This window comes from Enterobacter sp. C4G1, assembly GCF_052886895.1.
On sequence record NZ_JBQVVV010000002.1, the window covers coordinates 689,985 to 709,898 of the forward strand.

The 19,914-nt window shown below is 54.9% G+C and carries 17 protein-coding genes; 11 read left to right on the top strand and 6 right to left on the bottom strand.

Annotated features, from left to right (window positions below; genetic code table 11):
• Window positions 1-5: 5 nt before the first annotated feature.
• Window positions 6-1,715 carry an ABC-F family ATP-binding cassette domain-containing protein gene (locus ACT9TW_RS17235; RefSeq protein WP_446493171.1) on the top strand — a complete coding sequence of 570 codons (1,710 nt, stop codon included), beginning with the start codon at window positions 6-8 and terminating at the stop codon, window positions 1,713-1,715.
• Between the two features lie 37 nt (window positions 1,716-1,752).
• Here the strand turns inward: ACT9TW_RS17235 and ACT9TW_RS17240 are convergent, their stop codons facing one another.
• Together ACT9TW_RS17240 and ACT9TW_RS17245 are read right to left on the bottom strand one after the other, a co-directional pair.
• Window positions 1,753-2,352 carry an inorganic diphosphatase gene (locus ACT9TW_RS17240; protein WP_182061176.1) on the bottom strand — a complete coding sequence of 200 codons (600 nt, stop codon included), beginning with the start codon at window positions 2,350-2,352 and terminating at the stop codon, window positions 1,753-1,755.
• A 786-nt stretch (window positions 2,353-3,138) separates the two neighbouring features.
• A complete protein-coding gene (locus ACT9TW_RS17245) occupies window positions 3,139-3,648 on the bottom strand; it encodes an RrF2 family transcriptional regulator (RefSeq protein WP_446493172.1) in 510 nt (169 codons plus the stop codon).
• A 200-nt stretch (window positions 3,649-3,848) separates the two neighbouring features.
• Here ACT9TW_RS17245 and ACT9TW_RS17250 point away from each other — a divergent pair, with 200 nt between their 5' ends.
• The 7 genes from ACT9TW_RS17250 (at window position 3,849) to ACT9TW_RS17280 (ending at window position 12,306) form a co-directional block, all read left to right on the top strand.
• On the top strand, window positions 3,849-5,051 hold the full coding sequence (locus ACT9TW_RS17250) for an NAD(P)/FAD-dependent oxidoreductase (RefSeq protein WP_446493173.1): 1,203 nt from the start codon (window positions 3,849-3,851) through the stop codon (window positions 5,049-5,051).
• 140 nt (window positions 5,052-5,191) lie between these two features.
• The gene (locus ACT9TW_RS17255) at window positions 5,192-6,811 is read left to right on the top strand and encodes a TIGR04028 family ABC transporter substrate-binding protein (RefSeq protein WP_446493174.1); all 1,620 of its coding nucleotides are present in this window, start codon (window positions 5,192-5,194) and stop codon (window positions 6,809-6,811) included.
• Between the two features lie 10 nt (window positions 6,812-6,821).
• Window positions 6,822-7,766 carry an ABC transporter permease gene (locus ACT9TW_RS17260; protein ID WP_182061179.1) on the top strand — a complete coding sequence of 315 codons (945 nt, stop codon included), beginning with the start codon at window positions 6,822-6,824 and terminating at the stop codon, window positions 7,764-7,766.
• Window positions 7,763-8,614: an ABC transporter permease gene (locus ACT9TW_RS17265; protein WP_446493175.1), complete on the top strand. Its 852-nt coding sequence runs from the start codon at window positions 7,763-7,765 to the stop codon at window positions 8,612-8,614. The genes ACT9TW_RS17260 and ACT9TW_RS17265 overlap by 4 nt, the downstream gene beginning before the upstream one ends.
• Window positions 8,611-10,218, top strand: coding sequence for a dipeptide ABC transporter ATP-binding protein (locus ACT9TW_RS17270; RefSeq protein WP_446493176.1), 1,608 nt, complete (start codon window positions 8,611-8,613; stop codon window positions 10,216-10,218). Before ACT9TW_RS17265 ends, ACT9TW_RS17270 begins: the two co-directional genes overlap by 4 nt.
• On the top strand, window positions 10,215-11,204 hold the full coding sequence (locus ACT9TW_RS17275) for a putative FMN-dependent luciferase-like monooxygenase (protein ID WP_446493177.1): 990 nt from the start codon (window positions 10,215-10,217) through the stop codon (window positions 11,202-11,204). The genes ACT9TW_RS17270 and ACT9TW_RS17275 overlap by 4 nt, the downstream gene beginning before the upstream one ends.
• Before the next feature lie 10 nt (window positions 11,205-11,214).
• The gene (locus ACT9TW_RS17280; protein WP_446493178.1) at window positions 11,215-12,306 is read left to right on the top strand and encodes an alkylhydroperoxidase domain protein; all 1,092 of its coding nucleotides are present in this window, start codon (window positions 11,215-11,217) and stop codon (window positions 12,304-12,306) included.
• Between the two features lie 6 nt (window positions 12,307-12,312).
• Here the strand turns inward: ACT9TW_RS17280 and araJ are convergent, their stop codons facing one another.
• A complete protein-coding gene (gene araJ / locus ACT9TW_RS17285) occupies window positions 12,313-13,488 on the bottom strand; it encodes an MFS transporter AraJ (RefSeq protein WP_182061184.1) in 1,176 nt (391 codons plus the stop codon).
• A 164-nt stretch (window positions 13,489-13,652) separates the two neighbouring features.
• On the opposite strand from araJ, the gene ppk2 reads away from it, so the two are divergent.
• The 3 genes from ppk2 (at window position 13,653) to ACT9TW_RS17300 (ending at window position 15,135) form a co-directional block, all read left to right on the top strand.
• On the top strand, window positions 13,653-14,474 hold the full coding sequence (gene ppk2 / locus ACT9TW_RS17290) for a polyphosphate kinase 2 (protein ID WP_182063582.1): 822 nt from the start codon (window positions 13,653-13,655) through the stop codon (window positions 14,472-14,474).
• 149 nt (window positions 14,475-14,623) lie between these two features.
• Window positions 14,624-14,812, top strand: a complete 189-nt coding sequence (locus ACT9TW_RS17295) for a hypothetical protein (RefSeq protein ID WP_182061185.1) — start codon at window positions 14,624-14,626, stop codon at window positions 14,810-14,812.
• The gene (locus ACT9TW_RS17300) at window positions 14,812-15,135 is read left to right on the top strand and encodes a CcdB family protein (protein WP_182061186.1); all 324 of its coding nucleotides are present in this window, start codon (window positions 14,812-14,814) and stop codon (window positions 15,133-15,135) included. The genes ACT9TW_RS17295 and ACT9TW_RS17300 overlap by 1 nt, the downstream gene beginning before the upstream one ends.
• An 81-nt stretch (window positions 15,136-15,216) precedes the next feature.
• On the opposite strand, the gene fdnI is transcribed toward ACT9TW_RS17300, so the two are convergent.
• From fdnI to fdnG, 3 genes are read right to left on the bottom strand one after another with little or no spacing between them, the layout of a single operon-like run.
• Window positions 15,217-15,873 (bottom strand): formate dehydrogenase-N subunit gamma, encoded by a 657-nt coding sequence (gene fdnI, locus ACT9TW_RS17305; RefSeq protein ID WP_315685835.1) that lies wholly within the window; start codon window positions 15,871-15,873, stop codon window positions 15,217-15,219.
• The gene (gene fdxH, locus ACT9TW_RS17310) at window positions 15,866-16,750 is read right to left on the bottom strand and encodes a formate dehydrogenase subunit beta (RefSeq protein WP_446493179.1); all 885 of its coding nucleotides are present in this window, start codon (window positions 16,748-16,750) and stop codon (window positions 15,866-15,868) included. The genes fdnI and fdxH overlap by 8 nt, the downstream gene beginning before the upstream one ends.
• Before the next feature lie 11 nt (window positions 16,751-16,761).
• Window positions 16,762-19,809 carry a formate dehydrogenase-N subunit alpha gene (gene fdnG, locus ACT9TW_RS17315; protein WP_446493180.1) on the bottom strand — a complete coding sequence of 1,016 codons (3,048 nt, stop codon included), beginning with the start codon at window positions 19,807-19,809 and terminating at the stop codon, window positions 16,762-16,764.
• Window positions 19,810-19,914 lie beyond the last annotated feature (105 nt).

A 19,914-nucleotide genomic window follows, 5' to 3' on the forward strand; every position in this document is an offset into this window, starting at 1 on the left:
AACAAATGAGCACTTTACTCACTGCACAATCTTTACGTGTTGATACGGCGTTTGGCACGCTCTTCGACTCACTCTCCTTTACGCTGAAAAAAGGCGACCGCATCGGCCTGCTGGGCGATAACGGCTGCGGTAAAAGTACGCTGCTGAAGGTGCTGGACGGCACAGACTCCCCCGCTGCGGGCAACGTCGCGCTGGCCGGACACTGTATGATGGCGCGTGTAGAACAACATCTGCCGGAAGCAATTTATCCGCAAACTATGCTGGATGCCGTACTGGCGCAGTTGCCCGCAGCTGAACGTGACAGTCTTCGCTGGAAAGCGGAAACGCTGCTGGCCGGCATGGGCTTTACACCGCAGGACACCGCCCTGCAATCGGCTACCCTTAGCGGTGGGCAACATACCCGCCTGCTGCTGGCACGTGCGCTAATCAGCGAGCCGGATCTGCTGCTGCTGGATGAACCCAGTAACCACCTTGATCTGCCGACGATGCTCTGGCTGGAGCAGTTTTTACAAAACTGGTCCGGTAGCTTTGTGCTGGTATCCCACGACCGACAATTGCTGGATGCCGTCACCAACGGAAGCTGGATCCTGCGAGACAAAACGCTGCACTACTTTGCGCTCCCCTGTACTGCGGCACGCAAAGCGCTGGTCGCAAAGGATGAAAGCGATGCCCTGCGCCACAAGGCAGAGCAAAAGGAGATCGACCGCGTCGCGGCCAGTGCTAAACGGCTGGCGACCTGGGGCAAGGTTTACGATAACGAAGATCTCGCCCGCAAAGCCAAACAAATGGAAAAACAGGTCGAACGGCTCAAAGAGAGCCAGACGGAAGTCACAGCCGGTAGTCAGTGGACGTTAACTCTGCGGGGTGATGCACTACGTGCCGACCGTCTGCTGGAGTTGGATAACCTCGACGTTCCACCGGCGCCGGGTTTACCTGCCCTGTTCAGGGTGGACATCGCACGGCTGAAAAGTGGTGATCGGGTTGCCATAATCGGGCGTAACGGCTGCGGAAAATCATCCCTGATGAAGCTTATCTGGCAGCAATTTAGTGCTGAGCAATCAACGGATACGCTGAAACTCCACCCACGTGTTGCGCCGGGTTATTACGACCAGACGCTACACCAGCTACCGGACGATGCCCCTCTGCTGGACGCGCTGGAGCCCTTTGCGCCAAACCCACAGGATCGCAAAATGGCGCTGATAAGTGCGGGTTTCCCGTGGGCGCGTCATGGGCAGCAGGTCAGCACACTCAGCGGAGGCGAGCGCTCTCGACTGCTGTTTGTCGGGCTGACGCTCGCCCGCTATAGCCTTCTGATGCTCGATGAACCGACCAACCATCTGGACATGGAGGGCAAAGAGGCGCTGGCCGACACTCTGCAACAGTTTGAAGGCGGTGTACTACTGGTTAGCCACGACCGACAGCTGATTAGCCAGAGCTGCAATCGTTTCTGGCTGATTGAAGACGGTAAGCTCAGTGAATGGCACGATGCCGACGCCGTGTTCGAACGTCTGCGTGAAAGCTCGGGGCTGACGCAACCGGTCGATACCGTGCTACCACGGGAGGAAGCCCCGTCGCCGTATGATGATGTGCTGGAAAAACTGGTGGCGCTGGAGACACTGCTTGCAGATGACTTAGCACGCAAGCCGAAGCATCAAAAGCCGCAGTTGCAGGCGCAATGGCGTAAAGAAATTGAGGAGCTGGAAGCACAACTGTAAGTCTGCGCCCGGCGGTTAACCCCGCCGGGCCAGAGTATTACTGCGGGTTTTTCTCTTTCCAGGCATCCCATGCCTGTTTAATTTCCTGCTTCGCGGTCGCCGCATCGTTAAAGCCGCTCAGCTCAACTTTTTTGCGCCCTTCTGGCAGCTGTTTGTAGACGCGGAAGAACGACTCCAGGCGCTGCACTTCGATTTTCGGCAGGTCTTTCAGTTCTTTAATATCGTCGTAAGTTGGGTCGATTTTACTCGCCGGAACCGCGACGATTTTATCGTCCTTCTCACCACCATCCACCATCTTCAGCACGCCAATCGCACGCAGCTTAATGAGCGTACCCGGTGCCATTGGCGCACGGGTATAGAAAATCACATCCAGCGGATCACCATCACCGGCCAGAGATTGTGTCAGGGAACCATAGTTAGCCGGATAAGCCACAGGCATGGACTGGAAACGGTCAGCAACGATAAAACCGGTCCTGGCATCGGTTTCATATTTGATAATGCCGCCTGCGGGGATTTCCGTAACGGCATAGAACTCTTCCGGGTTGTTCTCCGGCTGAGGGAATTCAAGAATGTTTTGCGCCTGAACGGAAGCGGACAGGAGAACGCTGATTGCGATAAGTTTTTTCACCAGATGCATTGTCTTTTAACTCTTCGGTTATTAGGAAGACAACACGTTACGTTTGGTTCATGTCAGAACCATGACAGTTTTTTGTCAGTTTTTTACCACCCCCCTGAATTGAGGGGAATGATGCTGCCTTGCCGCATTAATGAACAAAAACCTAATAAAATAATGACATTATGTTGCTGCGGCCTTGCATAACACCGACAAAACTCTAATTCTTAAGGAGTAACCGTCCATGCTCCCGCTCAATGGCATCATTATCACAGGCATCGACGGCAATCAGGGTTTCACTGTCAGTGATGAAAATAGAGTGCAGGTCCAAAGGTGCAGTACACCGTGACACCGGTGGATTGTAATTTCAGTCAGGTGGATGTTGTATTGTCGGCTGGCGTGGTCTGACTCTTCATCTATATTAATCCCTCAATATATAAGCGGTTATACCCACCGCTATCATACAACATCCGAAACTTAACCAAAATTACTCGCTTCTGATTGCCGGTACAGTGCCTGGAAGTGGCATATCTGGGAGGGGCTGTATTCTGCTCGCGAGCTCAGCTAAAAAAGCAGTGAGGGAAATCAGCCAGATTTAACAAACGATGTTATATGCTCGACTGGTTCCGTGATCCGTTACTTCTTAGTCGAGTACAGGCTGGAATGAATAAAGGGGATGAGGATCAACGAGCAACTGCTATCGCATTTGTCTCCGCAAGGCTGTGAACATATCAATCGGAAAGACGATTATATCTGGAAAAGCAACCGGGTACCGGTCCCGTACTTTTAAGTACGGGACATGCCAAGGTGTCAGTTCGCACTGCGCCTGTCAGCAATCCACTCCTGCACTTCAATCTGAAACGTATCCGGTGCTTTTCGGAACATCTTGCGGGCCAGATCGAGGATCGTGTGGCGCGAAAGTTCCTCTTCCATTCTCTGCTGCGCGCTGTCCATCACTGAACGTACACCACATGGCCCATCACACACCCAGGCGGGCGGTGTTTCATCAAATACGGCCAAACGCTGACGCACTTCCCGGCACTCAAACATGTTCTTTTCACCGTCGATGGCGTGCGCCACATCCAGCACCGTGATCAACTCTGCCGGGCGAGCCAACTTGAATCCGCCGCCCTTGCCTTCGGTACTGATCACCAGACCCGCGCGGGACAAACGGGTGAAAATTTTGCCCAGATAATCGTATGGCACGCCCTGTAAGGCTGCCATCTCTCTGACGCTCATCTCACGTTCGTTGCCTTTTGCATCCACCATACACATCAGGCTGTGAATGCCGTATTCCACACCGGAACTGTAAAAAGCCATGGTTAACTCCGAAGTCAATAATCCGGGTCATTATAGCGATGTTCCTCAAAGGAAAAACACCTCTCACCACCCTTTTGCTTTAACAAACTGATTTCAGGCGACTTTTAATTTTAACTCAGAAAAAAGTTGTCGCAGTTAACTGCGACAAGTATAGTTGCAGTTATGTCAGACATACAGCCTGACGATCAAAAGGATCGAATATGAAGAAGCAAATTTTAATTGTAGGCAGTGGTTTTTCCGGTATGTGGGCGGCGGTAAGTGCAGCGCGCCTGGCCGACCTGGAAAAAGGTAATGACCTGAAGATCACCGTGCTGGCACCCGTCCCTGAGCTGCGCGTTCGTCCGCGCTTTTATGAAGAGAAGGTGTCCACGCTGGTTGCACCGCTGAACGATTTGTTTGCTGAACTGGGCATTTCGTTTATCGCCGGAAGCGCAGAACTAATTGATACTAAAGAAAAAATTGTTTTTTATCGTGACGTGAACGGCGCTACCGCGTCTGCCGCCTACGATAAACTGGTACTGGCCACAGGCAGCCAGACCCGCCGCCCAGCGATTGCCGGGCTTGCCAACTATGCATTTGATATCGACCAGTTAGAATCTGCCCAGGTATTCGAAAAACACCTTGATTCCCTGGTGGCTCGCCCGTCAACACAGGCACGTAATACCATTGTCGTGTGTGGCGGCGGGTTTACCGGAATTGAACTGGCAACCGAGCTCCCTGCCCGTCTTCGTGCGCGTTTCGGTGAAGATACAGAGACTAAAGTTATCGTAGTTGAACGCGGTGCAGTTATCGGTGGCCGCTATAGCGAAGCGCTGCGCAATACCATTGAAGAGGCGAGCATATCGCTGGGAGTTGAATGGCGTCTGAACAGCGAAATCGAAGCCATTGATGCTGACGGCATTACCCTGAAAAATGGCGAGCGCATCCCGTCTTCAACCGTGGTCTGGACGGCCGGTGTAGAAGCCAGCCCGCTTAACCAGCAGATTGAAGGCGAGCGTGATAGCCAGGGGCGTCTGATTGTTGAAGAGAGCCTGCAAGTGCCCGCTCACCCGGACATTTACGCCACCGGCGATATGGCGCACGCCAAAACCGACGATGTGGGCAACACGGCGCTGATGACCTGCCAGCACGCTATTCAACTGGGTAAATTTGCCGGGCACAACGCCGCAGCCAGCCTGTTAAACGTCGAGCCGTATCCTTATCGCCAGGTGAATTATGTCACCTGCCTTGATTTAGGAGCCTGGGGCGCGGTGTATACCGAAGGCTGGGAGCAGGAGGTGAGGTCTGTTCGTGAAGAGGCGAAGAAGATCAAAATCGCCATCACCAACGAACTTATCTACCCACCTGCGGCAGATAAAGCCGTGGCATTTGCTGCCGCCGATCCGCTGGCTAAATTTGTGTAGTTTGCTTTCAACGCCCCGCTGATGGGGCGTTTACATTTTCAGTTTCCGGCAAACCTTATCTCAATTCCTTTGTTCCCTTGTTTTCCCCCGCGCCCGATGATGAATCCGACGCTAACAAGAAGATAACAAAGGAATTCACCATGCAAACCCCATTTCGCCTGCCGCTGCTGACAGCGCTGATTCTGGCTACCACGGCGGCTTACGCGGCTGATACGCCAGTTAAAGGCGGCACGCTTATCTATCTGGAACAACAGGCGCATACCAACCTTTATCCGCCCGCCGGGGGTTTTTACCCTAACGGCGGCATTCTGAATCAGATAACCGACAAACTGACCTGGCAGAACCCGCAGACGCTGGCGGTTGAACCCTGGGTGGCGGAAAGCTGGAGCACAAACGCCGATAAAACCGAATACACCTTTAAGATCCGCCCGGGGATCACGTTCTCGGACGGCACATCGCTTGATGCTAACGCCGTGGCGAAAAACTTCGACACCTATGGTCTGGGGAATAAGGCACAGCGCCTGCCGGTTTCTGAGGTGATCAACAACTACGATCACAGCGAAGTGGTCGACCCGCTCACCGTGAAGTTCTTCTTTAAAAAGTCATCGCCGGGATTCTTACAAGGTACGGCCACCATCGGTTCGGGTCTGGTTTCGCTCAGTACGCTGAAGCGTAATTTCGAAGAGCTGGGTGATGCCCGCCATATTATTGGTTCCGGGCCGTTCGTGGTGAAAGACGAAAAGCTGGGCCGCGAAGTGACGCTCGAGGCGCGTAAAGACTATCAATGGGGGCCAAAAAATCTGGCCCAACAAGGCCCGGCCAACCTCGATGGCATCAAGTTTATTGTCACCCAGGAAGACAGCGTTCGCATTGGCGCCTTGCTGGCAGGCCAGGCAGATTTGATTCGCCAGGTGCAGGCGTATGACGAAAAACAGGCCACGGATCAGGGTTATCACATCTACGCCGCTCCGACTCGAGGAGTGAACGACAGTATTAGTTTCCGCCCGGATAACCCGCTGGTTGCCGATGTTCGGGTCCGCCAGGCACTGCTCCATGCCACAAACGCGAAACAGGTCGTCGACACCCTCTTCTCACCCCATTACCCGCAGGCAAAATCCGTTATTGCAGGTTCCGCCGCGGGCTTTGTTGATCTGAGCGACAAACTGACCTTCGATGCGTCAAAAGCCAACGCATTACTCGATGATGCCGGCTGGAAAGCGGGCAGCGACGGGATCCGCGCCAAAGACGGGCAACGCCTGGCGCTGACCATTTATGAATCTCTGCCTCAGCCTCAAAACAAAGAGGTGTTACAACTGGTAGCCCAGCAGTGGCGTCAGGTTGGCGTGGCGCTGAACGTCAAAGCCGGTGACGCAGGAAGCCGCACGCTGGATAACCTCGACCCGTTAAAAACACCGCTGACGGTTTCTGAAGTGGGTCGCGCCGACCCGGATGTGGTGAAAAGCATGTTCTACCCAGCTAACCGCGATGCGCTGCTGCAAAAAGGTGGTTCCAGCGACAAGGTTAAGAGTTTCCGCGACGACAAGCTGAACGAACTGCTGTTAAATATTTCCGCAGAAGTGGACCCGCAAAAACGCCTTCAGCTGACAGGGGATGCACAGCGGTATCTGCTGGACAATGCCTACGTGATCCCGATCTTCGAAGAGCCGCAGGTCTTTGCTGGCGCACCCTGGCTTAAAGGGGTGAACTTTGAAGCCGTTGGCCGCCCGTCGTTCTACGGCGCATGGATTGAGAAACATTAAGGAGTCGAACATGAGCCACGCACTGCTTCGACGTTCAGGCCATGGGCTGCTGGTATTATGGGCCGCCTTTACCCTGTCGTTCGTGCTGCTTCAGGTGCTGCCGGGTGATGCAGTGCTAATCAAATTTCAGAACCCTGATCTTGGTTTAAGCCCGGCGCAAATTCAGGAGATGCGCGTGGCTTACGGGGCAGACAGCCCACTGTGGCAGCAGTATGGCCATACGCTGTTTGCCATGTTACGCGGAGATTTCGGCTACTCGCTCCAGGCGGGTGTCCCGGTCAGCGAGCTGATTACCAGCAATCTGCCGGATACCCTGAGCCTGGCGCTCCCGGCGTTTGCGCTAGCGGTGTTGCTGGCTTTCGCACTGGCTTTTGCTTCGCGACTGCCAGGTTTGCGCTGGCTCAGCAATACCATTCAGTCTTTGCCGGTGCTGTTTATCTCTCTGCCGACATTCTGGCTGGGTATCGCCTTAATCCAGCTCTTTTCGTTCCAGCTGAAGTGGATACCGGTCATTAACCCAACGCCCCTGCAAGGCCTGATCCTGCCGATCGTGACCGTCGCCATTCCGATCTCCGCCCCACTAGCACAGATTTTAATGCGCAGTCTGGACCAGGTGGCATCTCAGCCTTTTGTGGCCGTAGCGCGTGCCAAAGGCCTGAGCGAAACCGCTGTTCTGTGGCGCCACGTCACGGGTAACGCCCTGCTACCGGTGCTGAATATTGCCGGTTTACTGCTGGGCGAACTGATTGCCGGGGCGCTTATCACTGAAACCGTCTTCGGGCGCAGCGGCCTGGGCCAGCTAACCCAGCAGGCGGTGAATAACCAGGATATTGCCGTGCTCCAGGCGGTGGTGATGATTTCTGCCCTGGGGTTTGTCCTGATTAACCTGCTGGTGGATCTGCTGATGCCGCTGTTCGATCCTCGCCTGCAAACCGTCACCGGAGGTGCCCAATGAGTCTTGTTGATTACGCCGCGGCCGCACGAAAACGCGTGCCCCGGTTGCCCGGTATTTCGTGGCAACCCGGATTATGGCTGGCATGGGCCGTAATTGTGCTTGCCGCATTTGCTGCCTTCGCGCCGGGCCTGCTCACCCACTACAGCCCTATTGAAGGCATCGCGGGGGCGCAACGTCTGGTGCCGCAGGCGGGCCACTGGCTCGGTACCGACCAGCTTGGTCGGGATGTGTATACGCGCATTATTTACGGCGCTTCACACTCCCTGAGCGCTGCATTGGCTGCCGTCACCATGGGATTAGTCGCCGGAACAGGGCTTGGCGTCATTGCCGGCGCGTTTGCCGGGCGTGTTGAGTCCTTGCTGATGCGCTTTGTCGATGTCCTGCTGTCAATTCCGTCTCTGCTGCTCTCGCTGACGGTCATTATTCTGCTCGGTTTTGGTACCGTAAACGCCGCCATTGCCGTCGGGGTGGCCTCCATCGCCAGCTTCGCCCGGCTGGCGCGCGGTGAAGTGGTCCGTATTCGCCATACGGATTACGTCGAAGCGGCGTTTGGTAGCGGCGGCACATTCCTGGCCGTGCTGTGGCGACACATTCTTCCCAATTCACTCACTGCGGTACTGGCATTTGCCACCTTACAGTTTGGCCAGGCGATTCTGGCGCTCTCTACGCTGAGTTTTCTCGGCTATGGTACGCCGCCGCCCGTCCCGGAGTGGGGATTATTGATCGCTGAGGGACGTAACTATCTCTCCACCGCCTGGTGGTTAACCACCTTCCCGGGCATTGTCGTCATCGCGGTAGTGCTTGCCACCAACCGTATTAGCCAGCAGTTCAGCGGAGGCCGTATATGACCGTTCTCAGCGTGGAAAACCTCAGCCTCAGCTACCGCACCGGCCGCCAGTGGCGGGAAGTGGTCCATAACGTCAGCTTTAGCTTAAAACGCGGCGAAATGCTGGCGTTTGTAGGCGAGTCCGGGTCGGGCAAAACCACGACCGCACAGGCGATTATTGGCCTGTTGGCAGACAACGCCCGCCGCGATGGCGGTAGCATTCTGCTTAATGGTGAAGATATCAGCCTCTGGTCTGCTAAACGGCTCGATGCCCTGCGCGGCACGCGGATTAGCCTTGTCCCGCAAGACCCCGGTAACTCACTGAATCCGGTTCAGACTATCGGCGCGCAGGTGGGGGAAATTATTCAGATCCATCAAAAAATCACTGCCGTCCAGCGGGATGAACAGGTGTTAGCCCTGTTAACCAAAGTGGGGTTAAGCCACCCGCAACAACGCATGAAACAGTACCCGCATCAACTTTCCGGGGGAATGAAGCAACGCGTTCTGATTGCCATCGCCATTGCCCTGCGCCCCGATGTGATCATCGCCGATGAACCGACCAGTGCGCTGGACGTCACGGTACAAAAGCGCATTCTCGATTTACTGGACGTGCTGCGTCGCGAGTCCGGTACGGCGGTGCTGTTTGTCACGCACGACCTGGCGCTTGCCGCACAACGCGCCGACAGGCTGCTGGTGTTCCGTCACGGAGAGGTACAGGAGCACGGTGCCACAGCAGATATCGTGCGTGCACCGCAGCACGCCTACACTCGCCAGCTGTTAAGCGATCTCCTGGGACAACGGCTGACCATTGCCCCGGTGTCAGGTTTACCGCTGGCGTCACCAGCCATACGCGCGCAGGGGATCAGCAAACAATTTTCGCTGGGTAAAGGTCATCAGCTTCAGGCCCTGGACCAGGTTAGTTTCGACGTGACGCGCGGCAGTACGCACGCCCTGGTGGGCGAATCGGGTTCCGGGAAAACCACCCTCGCCCGCATTTTACTGGGATTCGAACAGGCCGACAGCGGCCGCGTAGTGATTGACGATATCGACGCCACCACCTTAAGCAATGAGGCACGCCGCCAGCTGCGCCAGAAAATCCAGTTTGTATACCAGAACCCGTTTGCGTCACTGGATCCGCGGCAAACCCTTTTTGAGATAATCGAAGAACCACTGAAAAACTTTGCCCGCCTCAGCAAAACGGAACGCAAGACGCGCGTCGAGAACGTTGCCCGGCGTGTCGCGTTGCCCGCAGAGCTTCTGAGCCGGACGGCACGCGAACTGTCCGGCGGGCAGCGTCAGCGCGTAGCCATTGCGCGGGCACTAATCCTTGAACCGACCATCCTGGTGCTGGACGAAGCCACCTCGGCGCTGGATGTCACGGTACAGGCGCAAATCCTGGCCCTGCTTCAGCAGTTACAGCAACAGCTGGGGCTGACCTATCTCTTTATCACTCACGATCTGTCGACCGTTCGCCGCATTGCGCACAGCGTGACGGTGCTGCGTAGCGGCCAGGTTGTAGAGCATGGCGCGGTAGAAGCGCTGTTTGCCACACCGCAGAATAGCTACACCCGCGAACTGATTGACGCCATTCCCCATTTTTCACCCGTTACGGAGGAGTTCGCATGACGCGAAAACGCCTGGGATTTTTCACCCGCCTGCTGGATGACGCCACGCCGAAAGAACGTTACCGCCTGGCAACAGAACAAATACAGCACGCGGAGCGCCACGGTTTCGACAGCGCCTGGATTGCGCAGCACCACTTTCATGAGCACGAAGGCGGGCTGCCCTCTCCGCTGTTATTCCTGGCACATGTGGCGGCGCATACGCGCAACATTCGTCTGGGAACCGCCATCATCACGCTGCCGATGGAAAACCCGCTGCGGGTAGCGGAAGATGCCGCCGTGCTGGATCTGCTGGCGAATGGCCGCCTGGAAGTGGGCTTTGGCTCCGGGGGTACACCCACCTCATTCCTGCCGTTTGGCCTGACGTTCGAGGAACGCTCCGCCGTGTTTGCTGAACATCTGCATGTTATCCAGAGCGCCTGGGGCGGGGATTCGCTCACCCATCCCGACAACCATCTTTATCCACCCTCCCCACAGCTCAACCAGCGGGTATGGATTGCGACCTTTTCGGTGGAAGGAGCCATACGCGCGGCACAGGCCGGGCACGGTCTGATGCTCTCACGCACGCAACCCCGCCCGGCAGACAGGCTGGATTTGACGCTGGATGAAATCCAGAACCCGATCGTGGATGCCTATCTGGATGCCCTGCCTGCGGGCGTCGCGCCACGTATTCTGGCCTCGCGTACGGCATTCGTCACCGACAGCGATGACTATGCGCTAGCGGTGGCAACCCCCGGGCTGACAAAACAGGCTCAGCAGCATCGCGCGGCCGGGCATCAGGTAACAGGCGATAGCGTGGCGGATTATCGCCGCCAGTTTGACGCCCATATTGGCGCGCCTGAAACCGTTCTCGCCTCGCTGCAGGCCGATTCCGTCCTGGCGCGCGCGACGGATATTTCATTCCAGGTGCATTCGGTGGAACCCTCGCACCCGGATACCCTGCGTTCGATTGAATTGATTGCAGCACATATCGCCCCCCACATTCTTTGAGGAGTCACAGATGGCATTAAGTCAGGATATTCTCGCCGAACTGGCAGAGATCGCCCCAGGTTCCGCTCTGGCGCAGGCCCGCGCCACGCGTGATGCCGCAACGCGTCATGCCCAGGGGAGTTACGAAACGTTGTTCAGCCAGCAGGACACGGCATTTCCGCTGGATGAACGTTTTGCCGTGGCGGCAAAAGTCGCGAAATGGCATAACGCAGACGCACTTGCGGCGCACTACGCCGGATTTGGGCTGGCTGACCCGACCTCTGCGCGTCTGACTCCGGCCCTTAATTTCGCCCGTTTGTTGACCTTTTCTCCGGTAGAAGCCACCCCGTCAGCCCTGAAAACACTGACTCAGGCAGGCTGGAGCAAAGAAGGCATTGTGACGCTGGCGCAGCTCATCGCGTTTGTCAGCTTCCAGAGCCGGCTTATTACCGGGCTACGTTTGCTGAACGATAAACCGGTAACAGCCAGTGATACACCGGCTGTGGCGGGTATCTGGCACACAACAAACACCACCGCAACGGGCAAAGCCGCGCCAGTAGCCTTCACCCAGGCTGAACTCGGCTGGGAGCCGTGGATTGCGGCAAAACCGCTGGCCGATTTTACCAACGATGAGGTGGCTATCCTCGCGAAGTTTGGCCACACCGACTCTGACTATTTCCGCCTGCTGGGGCGCAATTTGCCGGTACTGGAACAACGCACACTCACGGATAAAGGGATTTTTTATACGTCGGGAGGCCTTCCCCGCGCCGAACGCGAGCTTGCGGCAACGGTCACCAGCAAGGTTAACGGCTGCATTTACTGCGCATCTGTCCATGCGCGTAAAGCTAGTCAGTTATCAAAGGATGACAGCGCCGTTGAAGCGCTGCTGGCCATCCGCCCCGGGCAGTCGCTGAGTGAAGGGCAGTCTGCGCGCTGGCAGGCGGAAATTGAATTTGCGGCGGCGCTGTCCGTCACGCCACCGGCTGTGACGCCACATCACCTTGCGGCACTGGAAAAACAGTCGCTGGATACGCTGGAACAACTCGATTTGATTCAGTCTGCCGCCTTCTTCGCCTGGGCCAACCGGTTGATGTTGACCCTGGGCGAACCCTGGCTGTCCTGATGGGTATCAGGCTAACGCGTGTGTGTTAGCCTGATTTCGTTTGGCTTTCAGGTAGCCATACATCAGCAGAGACGTCATGGCGGAGAACGAAAGAATGGCCGCGGGCAAGGTGACGTAGCTCCAGCTAAAGCCAAGCGTTATCATCATCCCGCCAAAATAGGCACCAATTGCACTGCCCAGATTAAATGCCACCTGACCACCCGCAGCACCCAGCAGTTCCCCACCTTTTGCATTTTGCAGCAGCAGTATTTGCAGTGGTGCCGAGAGGGCAAACAGCCCAGCGCAGCAAATAAAGCCCATCACCAGAGAAGCTGTCTGGTGCTCCCCAAACGCAAAGAGCAGTAACAATGAGGCGACAATCACCATATCGGTCGTTGCCGCGATGCGCAGCGGGCTATAACGCCCGGATAATTTACCGCTCAGCATATTACCCAACACCATGCCCAGCCCCATCAGCATCATGATCACGGTCATCAGCCCTTCTGAAAAACCAGAGACATTTACCATAAACGGCTTAACAAAGCTGAACCAGGCAAACACCCCGGCGTTGCCAAACATGGTGGCGGCAAAAATAAGCCAGGGTTCCGGTTTTTTCAGAAAATGAAACTGCTCGCTGAGCCGGGTTTCCGTTTTATCGTAGAGTGTTGGCACCCAGAAAATGACGGACAGGATCACCAGCGCATCGAACACGGCAATCAGTAAGAAGGTGTAGCGCCAGTTGTATTCATGCCCAAGCCACGTCCCGAGCGGGACACCCACCAGATTGGCGACCGTCATCCCGGCAATCATGCCTGCGACCGCAAGCGTCACCTTACCCGGAGGGGCAATTTTCGAGAGGATGATGGCACCCACGCCAAAAATGGCCCCGTGCGGAAAACCGGAAATCAGGCGCCCTATCGCCAGCCCGGTATAGGAGGTCGAAAAGGTAAAGATGGCATTCCCGACCGCGCACATCGCCACTAAAAACAGCAGCGTTGATTTCAGCGAGAACTTACCGGAAAACAGCGCCACAATCGGCGCACCGATCACTACACCGAAGGCATAAAACGAAATCATATTGCCGGCGGAAGGAATTGAAATCCCCGTATCTTTCGCCAGCTCGGTTAACACACCCATAATGCCAAATTCAGCCATGCCAAGGCCGAATGTGCCAAGTGCTAACGAAAAAATAGTCTTTTTCATACCGCAACCACTTGTTAAAAATTTGCAACAGCTATTATTAAATAATCTTGTATGGTGAGCCAGTTCAAAACGGCTCGCTGACAGGTTAATCCATTAATTCAGGTAGATTACACTTCAAAGCACGGCCCTTTATTCCGCGACCGGACAATAAGAGGATGACAATGATGGTCAGTAAAAAAAAGAAAGCCAGTGTCGTTGTTGATGTCGTTAAAGATGCACCTCTCAAAACCAAAGAGTATGAAAAAGAGCTGCGCCGTCTCCATGTTGAGCTGGTTAAGCTCCAGCAATGGGTCGTCAGTAAAGGCTTGAAAGTGTGCATTGTCTTTGAAGGACGTGACGGCGCAGGTAAAGGCGGTACGATTAAAGCGATCACCGAGCGCGTCAGCCCGCGAGTGTTCCGGGTGATTGCTTTACCAGCCCCGACCGAGAAAGAAAAAAGTCAGCTCTACTTCCAGCGTTATGTGCCCCACCTGCCTGCAGCGGGTGAAATAGTTATCTTCGATCGCAGTTGGTACAACCGGGCAGGCGTTGAACGGGTGATGGGCTTTTGCACCCCGGAACAGGTAGAAAAGTTTCTGGATGGCACACCTGTGATGGAAAAAGCGATGGTGGATGCCGGGATAATCCTGGTGAAATACTGGCTGGAGGTGACGCCAAAAGAGCAGGAACGCCGTCTGCGCGATCGCATTAACGACGGGCGTAAGATCTGGAAATTATCCCCAATGGACATTAAATCCTTCACTATGTGGGATGATTATACCGTCGCACGCGATGCCATGTTTGCCGCTACCGACACCGCCTGGGCGCCCTGGTTTGTCGCCCGCTCTGAAGATAAGAAACGTGTTCGCCTGAATATTATTTCTCACCTGCTTACCCAGATCCCATATAAAGAACTGCACGTTGAGTCTGTTGAATTGCCGAAACGTAAAATCGGCAAAGTCAAACCGACAAAATACCCCTTCAGGTATGTCGCGGAACGCTTCTGATATTCCCGGCCTCTTTGTTGAATGCAAAGAGGCCATTTCATTCACTGTTGTCTGGAATGCTGCTCGCAATATTAATATTGCCAGGGGAAACAGTATTGTTTTTGCGCGGCAGAGGTTGATAATGAGCGCACCCACACAGGAGGTGAAAAATGAAAGATTCAGCAGCAGTACATGAACATCAATCCAGTCCGTCCCAAAGCCATGTAGCCCTTACTCACAGGCGCTCAAGCTCTCAGCGTAAGCTATCAGAGCATGACCGGCAGTTTATTCAAGCAATGAATGATTTTGTCGAAAAGAACGGGACGATTACCGATGATGAATTTTTCAGGGTGCTTTAATGCTTAAACAATTTAACGTTTATCGTAACCCCTCTACGATGACCCGGGATAAACTGCCTTATTACATGCTTATTCAGGATGATTGCTATGAGGATCTGGCAACACGTGTAATTTTGCCCTTAATGCGAAATCATCAGTTACCCTTATGGCATAGCCCTCTTGCGCCAGGCATAAATATAGAATTCGAATCATTCCTTATTTATGCACCCATGATCACCAACATCAACACTAATAAAATTAACCGAAAAGACTTTATCTGTAATTTACGCGATTCACGTCATGATGTTATTTCAGCCATTGACAGGCTGTTAACCAATACCTGACCATTCAGTATACCTGGCCTGCATTTTCTAACGCACTGGCAATTGTTAAACGCCGCCGACCCACGCCGACGGCGCTAACGCTTACTTCATCCCTTCAGTACTCTCTTTCTTCGCTTCCAGGCGTTCAACATCCCGATACCAGCGCGGATGGTGCTTTTGCGCCCAGCGGCGGCTCACTTTGCCTTCAATCATCCCTTTAATCGACCCTTTTACCCAGAATGCCATATACATATGGATCAGAATGGCGTGGATCAGAATGATGGCCGACGTCGCATGGATCAACAGCGCATATCGCACGACCTGAATCGGGAAGTAGTGCGCAAAATATGGACGCCAGATGATCACTCCAGTCACCAGCAGCACAAAAATCATGCTCATGATGGTCCAGAACATCATTTTCTGCCCGGCGTTGTATTTCCCCACTCTCGCGACTTTATGTTCATTTCCTTTCAGGACTTCGACTATTCCCTTCACCCACGGAATATCTTGCTTATCCGGGATGTTGTGGTGAACAAAGCGCACGAACATAAACATCAACACGATGAAAATCAGCACCCCAAAAAACGGGTGCAAAATGCGCCCCATCTGCGGTGTGCCGAAGGTTTCGGTCAGCCACTGTAGCGTCGGGAAAAAGAACGAAATCCCCGATACCGCCACCAGGAAGAAGCAGATCACCACCGTCCAGTGACAGGCGCGGTCAACAAACTTCGTGCGCACAATCATCTTTGACTTACTCATGGTGCTCCTCCTCGTCGTCATCCACCTCTTTGTTTGGCCCGATACCAATGTAGTGATAAATCAACCCGGCAAAGGTGGCGATAAAGCCCGCCGCCGAAAGCGGTTTAAGCGCCCCTTTCCACAGGTTGATCGCGGTATCGATCGCCGGATCTTTCGGCAGATTGTGGTACAACTCCGGCTGGTCGTTATGGTGCAGCACATACATCACGTGCGTACCGCCCACGCCCTGCGGGTTATAAATCCCCGCGTTTTCATAGCCGCGCGCTTTCAGCTTGTCCACGCGTTGCTGCCCCACTTCCAGCATCTCTTTTTTGGTGCCAAAGTGGATAGCCCCGGTCGGGCACGTCTTAACACAGGCAGGCTCCTGCCCGACGCTGACGCGATCCACGCACAGAGTGCATTTGTAGACCCGGTTATCCTCTTTGTTGAGACGCGGAATAGTAAACGGACAGCCTGCAATGCAGTAACCGCAGCCGATACAGTTGTCCTGCTGGAAGTCGACAATACCGTTGGCGTACTGGATGATTGCCCCGGCTGACGGACATGCCTTGAGGCAGCCCGGATCTTCGCAGTGCATACAGCCATCTTTGCGGATAAGCCACTCCAGCTTGCCGTTCTGGTCGGTTTCGCTAAAGCGCATCACCGTCCAGGATTTGGCGCTCAGATCGGCAGGATTATCGTAGACCCCAACGCAGTGCCCCACTTCATCGCGGATGTCGTTCCATTCTGAACAGGCCACCTGGCAGGCTTTACAGCCCACACAGGAAGAGACATCGATAAGCTTTGCGACTTCTGCCTTGTAATCCCGCGCGCGCGGCGCGGGGGTAATAGGGTTGGTCGCGGAGCGTTTAATAATGTCTTGTGTTTCCATCGCCATTTATTCGCTCCTTACGCTTTCTCGATGTTGACCAGAAACGCTTTGTACTCCGGCGTTTGCGAGTTGGAATCGCCAACGTTCGGCGTCAGGGTGTTGGCGATATAACCTTTCTGCGCCACGCCTTCAAAGCCCCAGTGCAGAGGAATACCGACTGTTTCCACCTGCTGACCATGCACGTTTAACGATTGCAGGCGGCGTGTCACCACGGCCACGGCGCGAATAAAACCGCGTTTGCTGCTTACCGTTACGCGATCGCCATTGGCAATCCCTTTCGCTTTCGCCAGGGTTTCGCTGATTTCGACAAACTGTTCAGGCTGCGCGATGGCGTTAAGCCGTGCGTGCTTGGTCCAGGTGTGGAAATGCTCGGTCAGACGATAGGTTGTCCCCACGTAAGGGAATTTGTCCTTCTTACCTAAACGCAGCACATCCTCTTCGTAGATACGCACAACCGGGCTTGAAACCACGTTCGGGTGCAGCGGGTTCGTGCCGAGCGGCGTTTCCATTGGCTCGTAGTGTTCCGGGAACGGACCTTCTGCCAGCTTATCGAGCGCAAAGAGTCGACCTAAGCCCTCCTGCTGCATGATGAACGGCCCCGTTGCGCTACCCGGCGGTGCAGTGTTGAAGTCCGGGATGTCGTTACCCGTCCACTTCGCCCCGTTCCACTGGATGAGCATCCGTTTCGGATCCCAGGGTTTACCGTTGATATCCGCCGAGGCGCGGTTGTACAGCACGCGGCGGTTCAGCGGCCACGCCCAGGCCCAGCCCAACGTATTGCCTAACCCTGAAGGGTCGGCGTTATCGCGGTTGGCCATCTGGTTACCCTGCTCCGTCCAGCTACCGGCATAAATCCAGCAGGAAGACGCCGTGGTGCCGTCGTCACGCAGCAGCGCGAAACTACTCAACAGTTGCCCCTTCTTCGCCACCAGGTTGCCGGTTGTGTCGTAGAGATCCGCCAGCGCAACGCCGTTGTTCTCTTTTGCCACCTCTTCAGATTCAGGATGATCGGGCTGCTTGTAGTCCCAGCTCATCCTCAGCAGTGGCTCAACGCCCTTACCGCCCTCGGTGCGGTACATCTCACGCAGGCGATGATAAATCCCGGCCAGGATCTCGCCGTCATTCCGCGCTTCGCCCGGAGCATCCTGCCCTTTCCAGTGCCACTGCAACCAGCGGCCAGAGTTGGCAATGGAGCCATCCTCTTCGGCAAAGCAGGTCGACGGCAGGCGGAACACCTCGGTCTGAATCGACGCGGTATCCACGTCATTCATCTCGCCGTGGTTTTGCCAGAAGTTCGAGGTTTCAGTCACCAGCGGATCGATAACCACCATGTACTTCAGCTTGCTCAGGCTGCGAACGACTTTGTTTTTGTCCGGGAAAGAGGCCACCGGGTTAAAGCCCTGGCAGATATAACCCGTGACGTTGCCCTTATCCATCATGTTGAAATACTTGATGACATCGTAGGCCTGGTCCCATTTCGGCAACCACTCAAAGCCCCAGTCGTTCTCTTTCTGCGCCGCATTGCCGTAGAAGGATTTCATCAGGCTAACGAAGAACTTCGGATAGTTGCTCCAGTAGTTGACCTGGTCAGGCAGCATGGCTTTTGGCGTGCTGGCAGCCAGATAGGTTTGCAGGTCTGGTTGTTTATCCGACGGCAGCGTCAGATACCCCGTCAGGCTGGTGGAGAGCAGTCCGAGATCGGTTAATCCCTGAATGTTCGAGTGACCACGAAGTGCGTTCACCCCGCCACCGGCCATCCCCATATTGCCGAGCAGCAGCTGGATCATCGCCATGGTGCGGATGTTCTGCGCACCTACGGTGTGTTGCGTCCAGCCCAGTGCATACAGGAACGTGGTGGTTCTGTCGGCCGCACTGGTAGACGCCAGTACTTCACACACTTTCAGGAAGTCTGCTTTTGGCGTTCCACAGATGTTCTCGACCACGTCCGGCGTATAGCGGGAAACGTGCTGTTTCAGCAGGTTCCACACACAGCGTGGATCGGACAGCGTCTCATCGCGTTTCGCATAGCCGTTTTCATCGAACTGGTAGTGCCAGGACGACTTATCGTATTGCCGTTTTTCCGCGTCATAACCGCTGAACAGCCCGTCATCAAAGGCAAAGTCATCCCGCACCAGCAGGTTAGCGTTGGTGTAGTGTTTGACGTACTCAGCATTAATTTTGTTGTTTTCAATCAGGTACAACAGCACGCCAGACAGGAACGTAATGTCCGTACCGGAACGAATAGGCGCATAGATATCTGCCACCGATGCCGTACGCGTAAAGCGCGGATCGACGACGATAAGCGTCGCATCATTGTTATTTTTCGCTTCCATCGCCCAGCGGAATCCCACCGGATGTGCTTCAGCGGCATTACCGCCCATCACCATCACGACGTTAGCGTTTTTGATATCAACCCAGTGGTTGGTCATCGCACCGCGACCAAATGTTGGAGCAAGACTTGCTACCGTTGGTCCGTGTCAGACGCGCGCCTGGTTATCTACCGCCAGCATCCCGAGCGAACGCACAAATTTTTGCGTCAGCATCCCGGTTTCATTACTTGCCGCAGAGGCACACAACATCCCGGTGGAAAGCCAACGGTTGACGGTGACGCCCTGCGCGTTTTTTTCAATGAAATTGGCGTCGCGGTCGGCTTTCATGTGTTTTGCAATACGGGAGAAAGCTTCATCCCACGAGATACGCTGCCATTTATCTGAACCTGGCGCACGGTATTCGGGATAACGCAGACGGTTTTCACTGTGAACATAATCGAGCAGCCCAGCCCCTTTAGGACACAGCGCCCCGCGGCTTACCGGATGATCCGGGTCACCTTCAATATGATAAATCGCTTCTTTGGCGTTCTTCGCACCATCGCCCAGGCTAAACATTAATAGCCCGCATCCCACGGAGCAGTATGTGCAGGTGTTACGGATCTCTTTGGCGCGCAGCAGTTTATAGTTGCGTGCCTGAGCCAGTGCCATTTTAGGAGCAAATCCCAACATCGCAGCTGTTGTTCCGGCCATACCGCCCGCGCAGATTTTGAAAAATTGTCTGCGGCTGACGTCCATTGCTGTCCTCTTTTTCTGATAAGACTTCGCGCCGCAAACTAACAGCAAAGCCCCTGATTTTTTTGCGTCAAATCAATGTCGAACGGCATCGCCCCCTTAATAGTC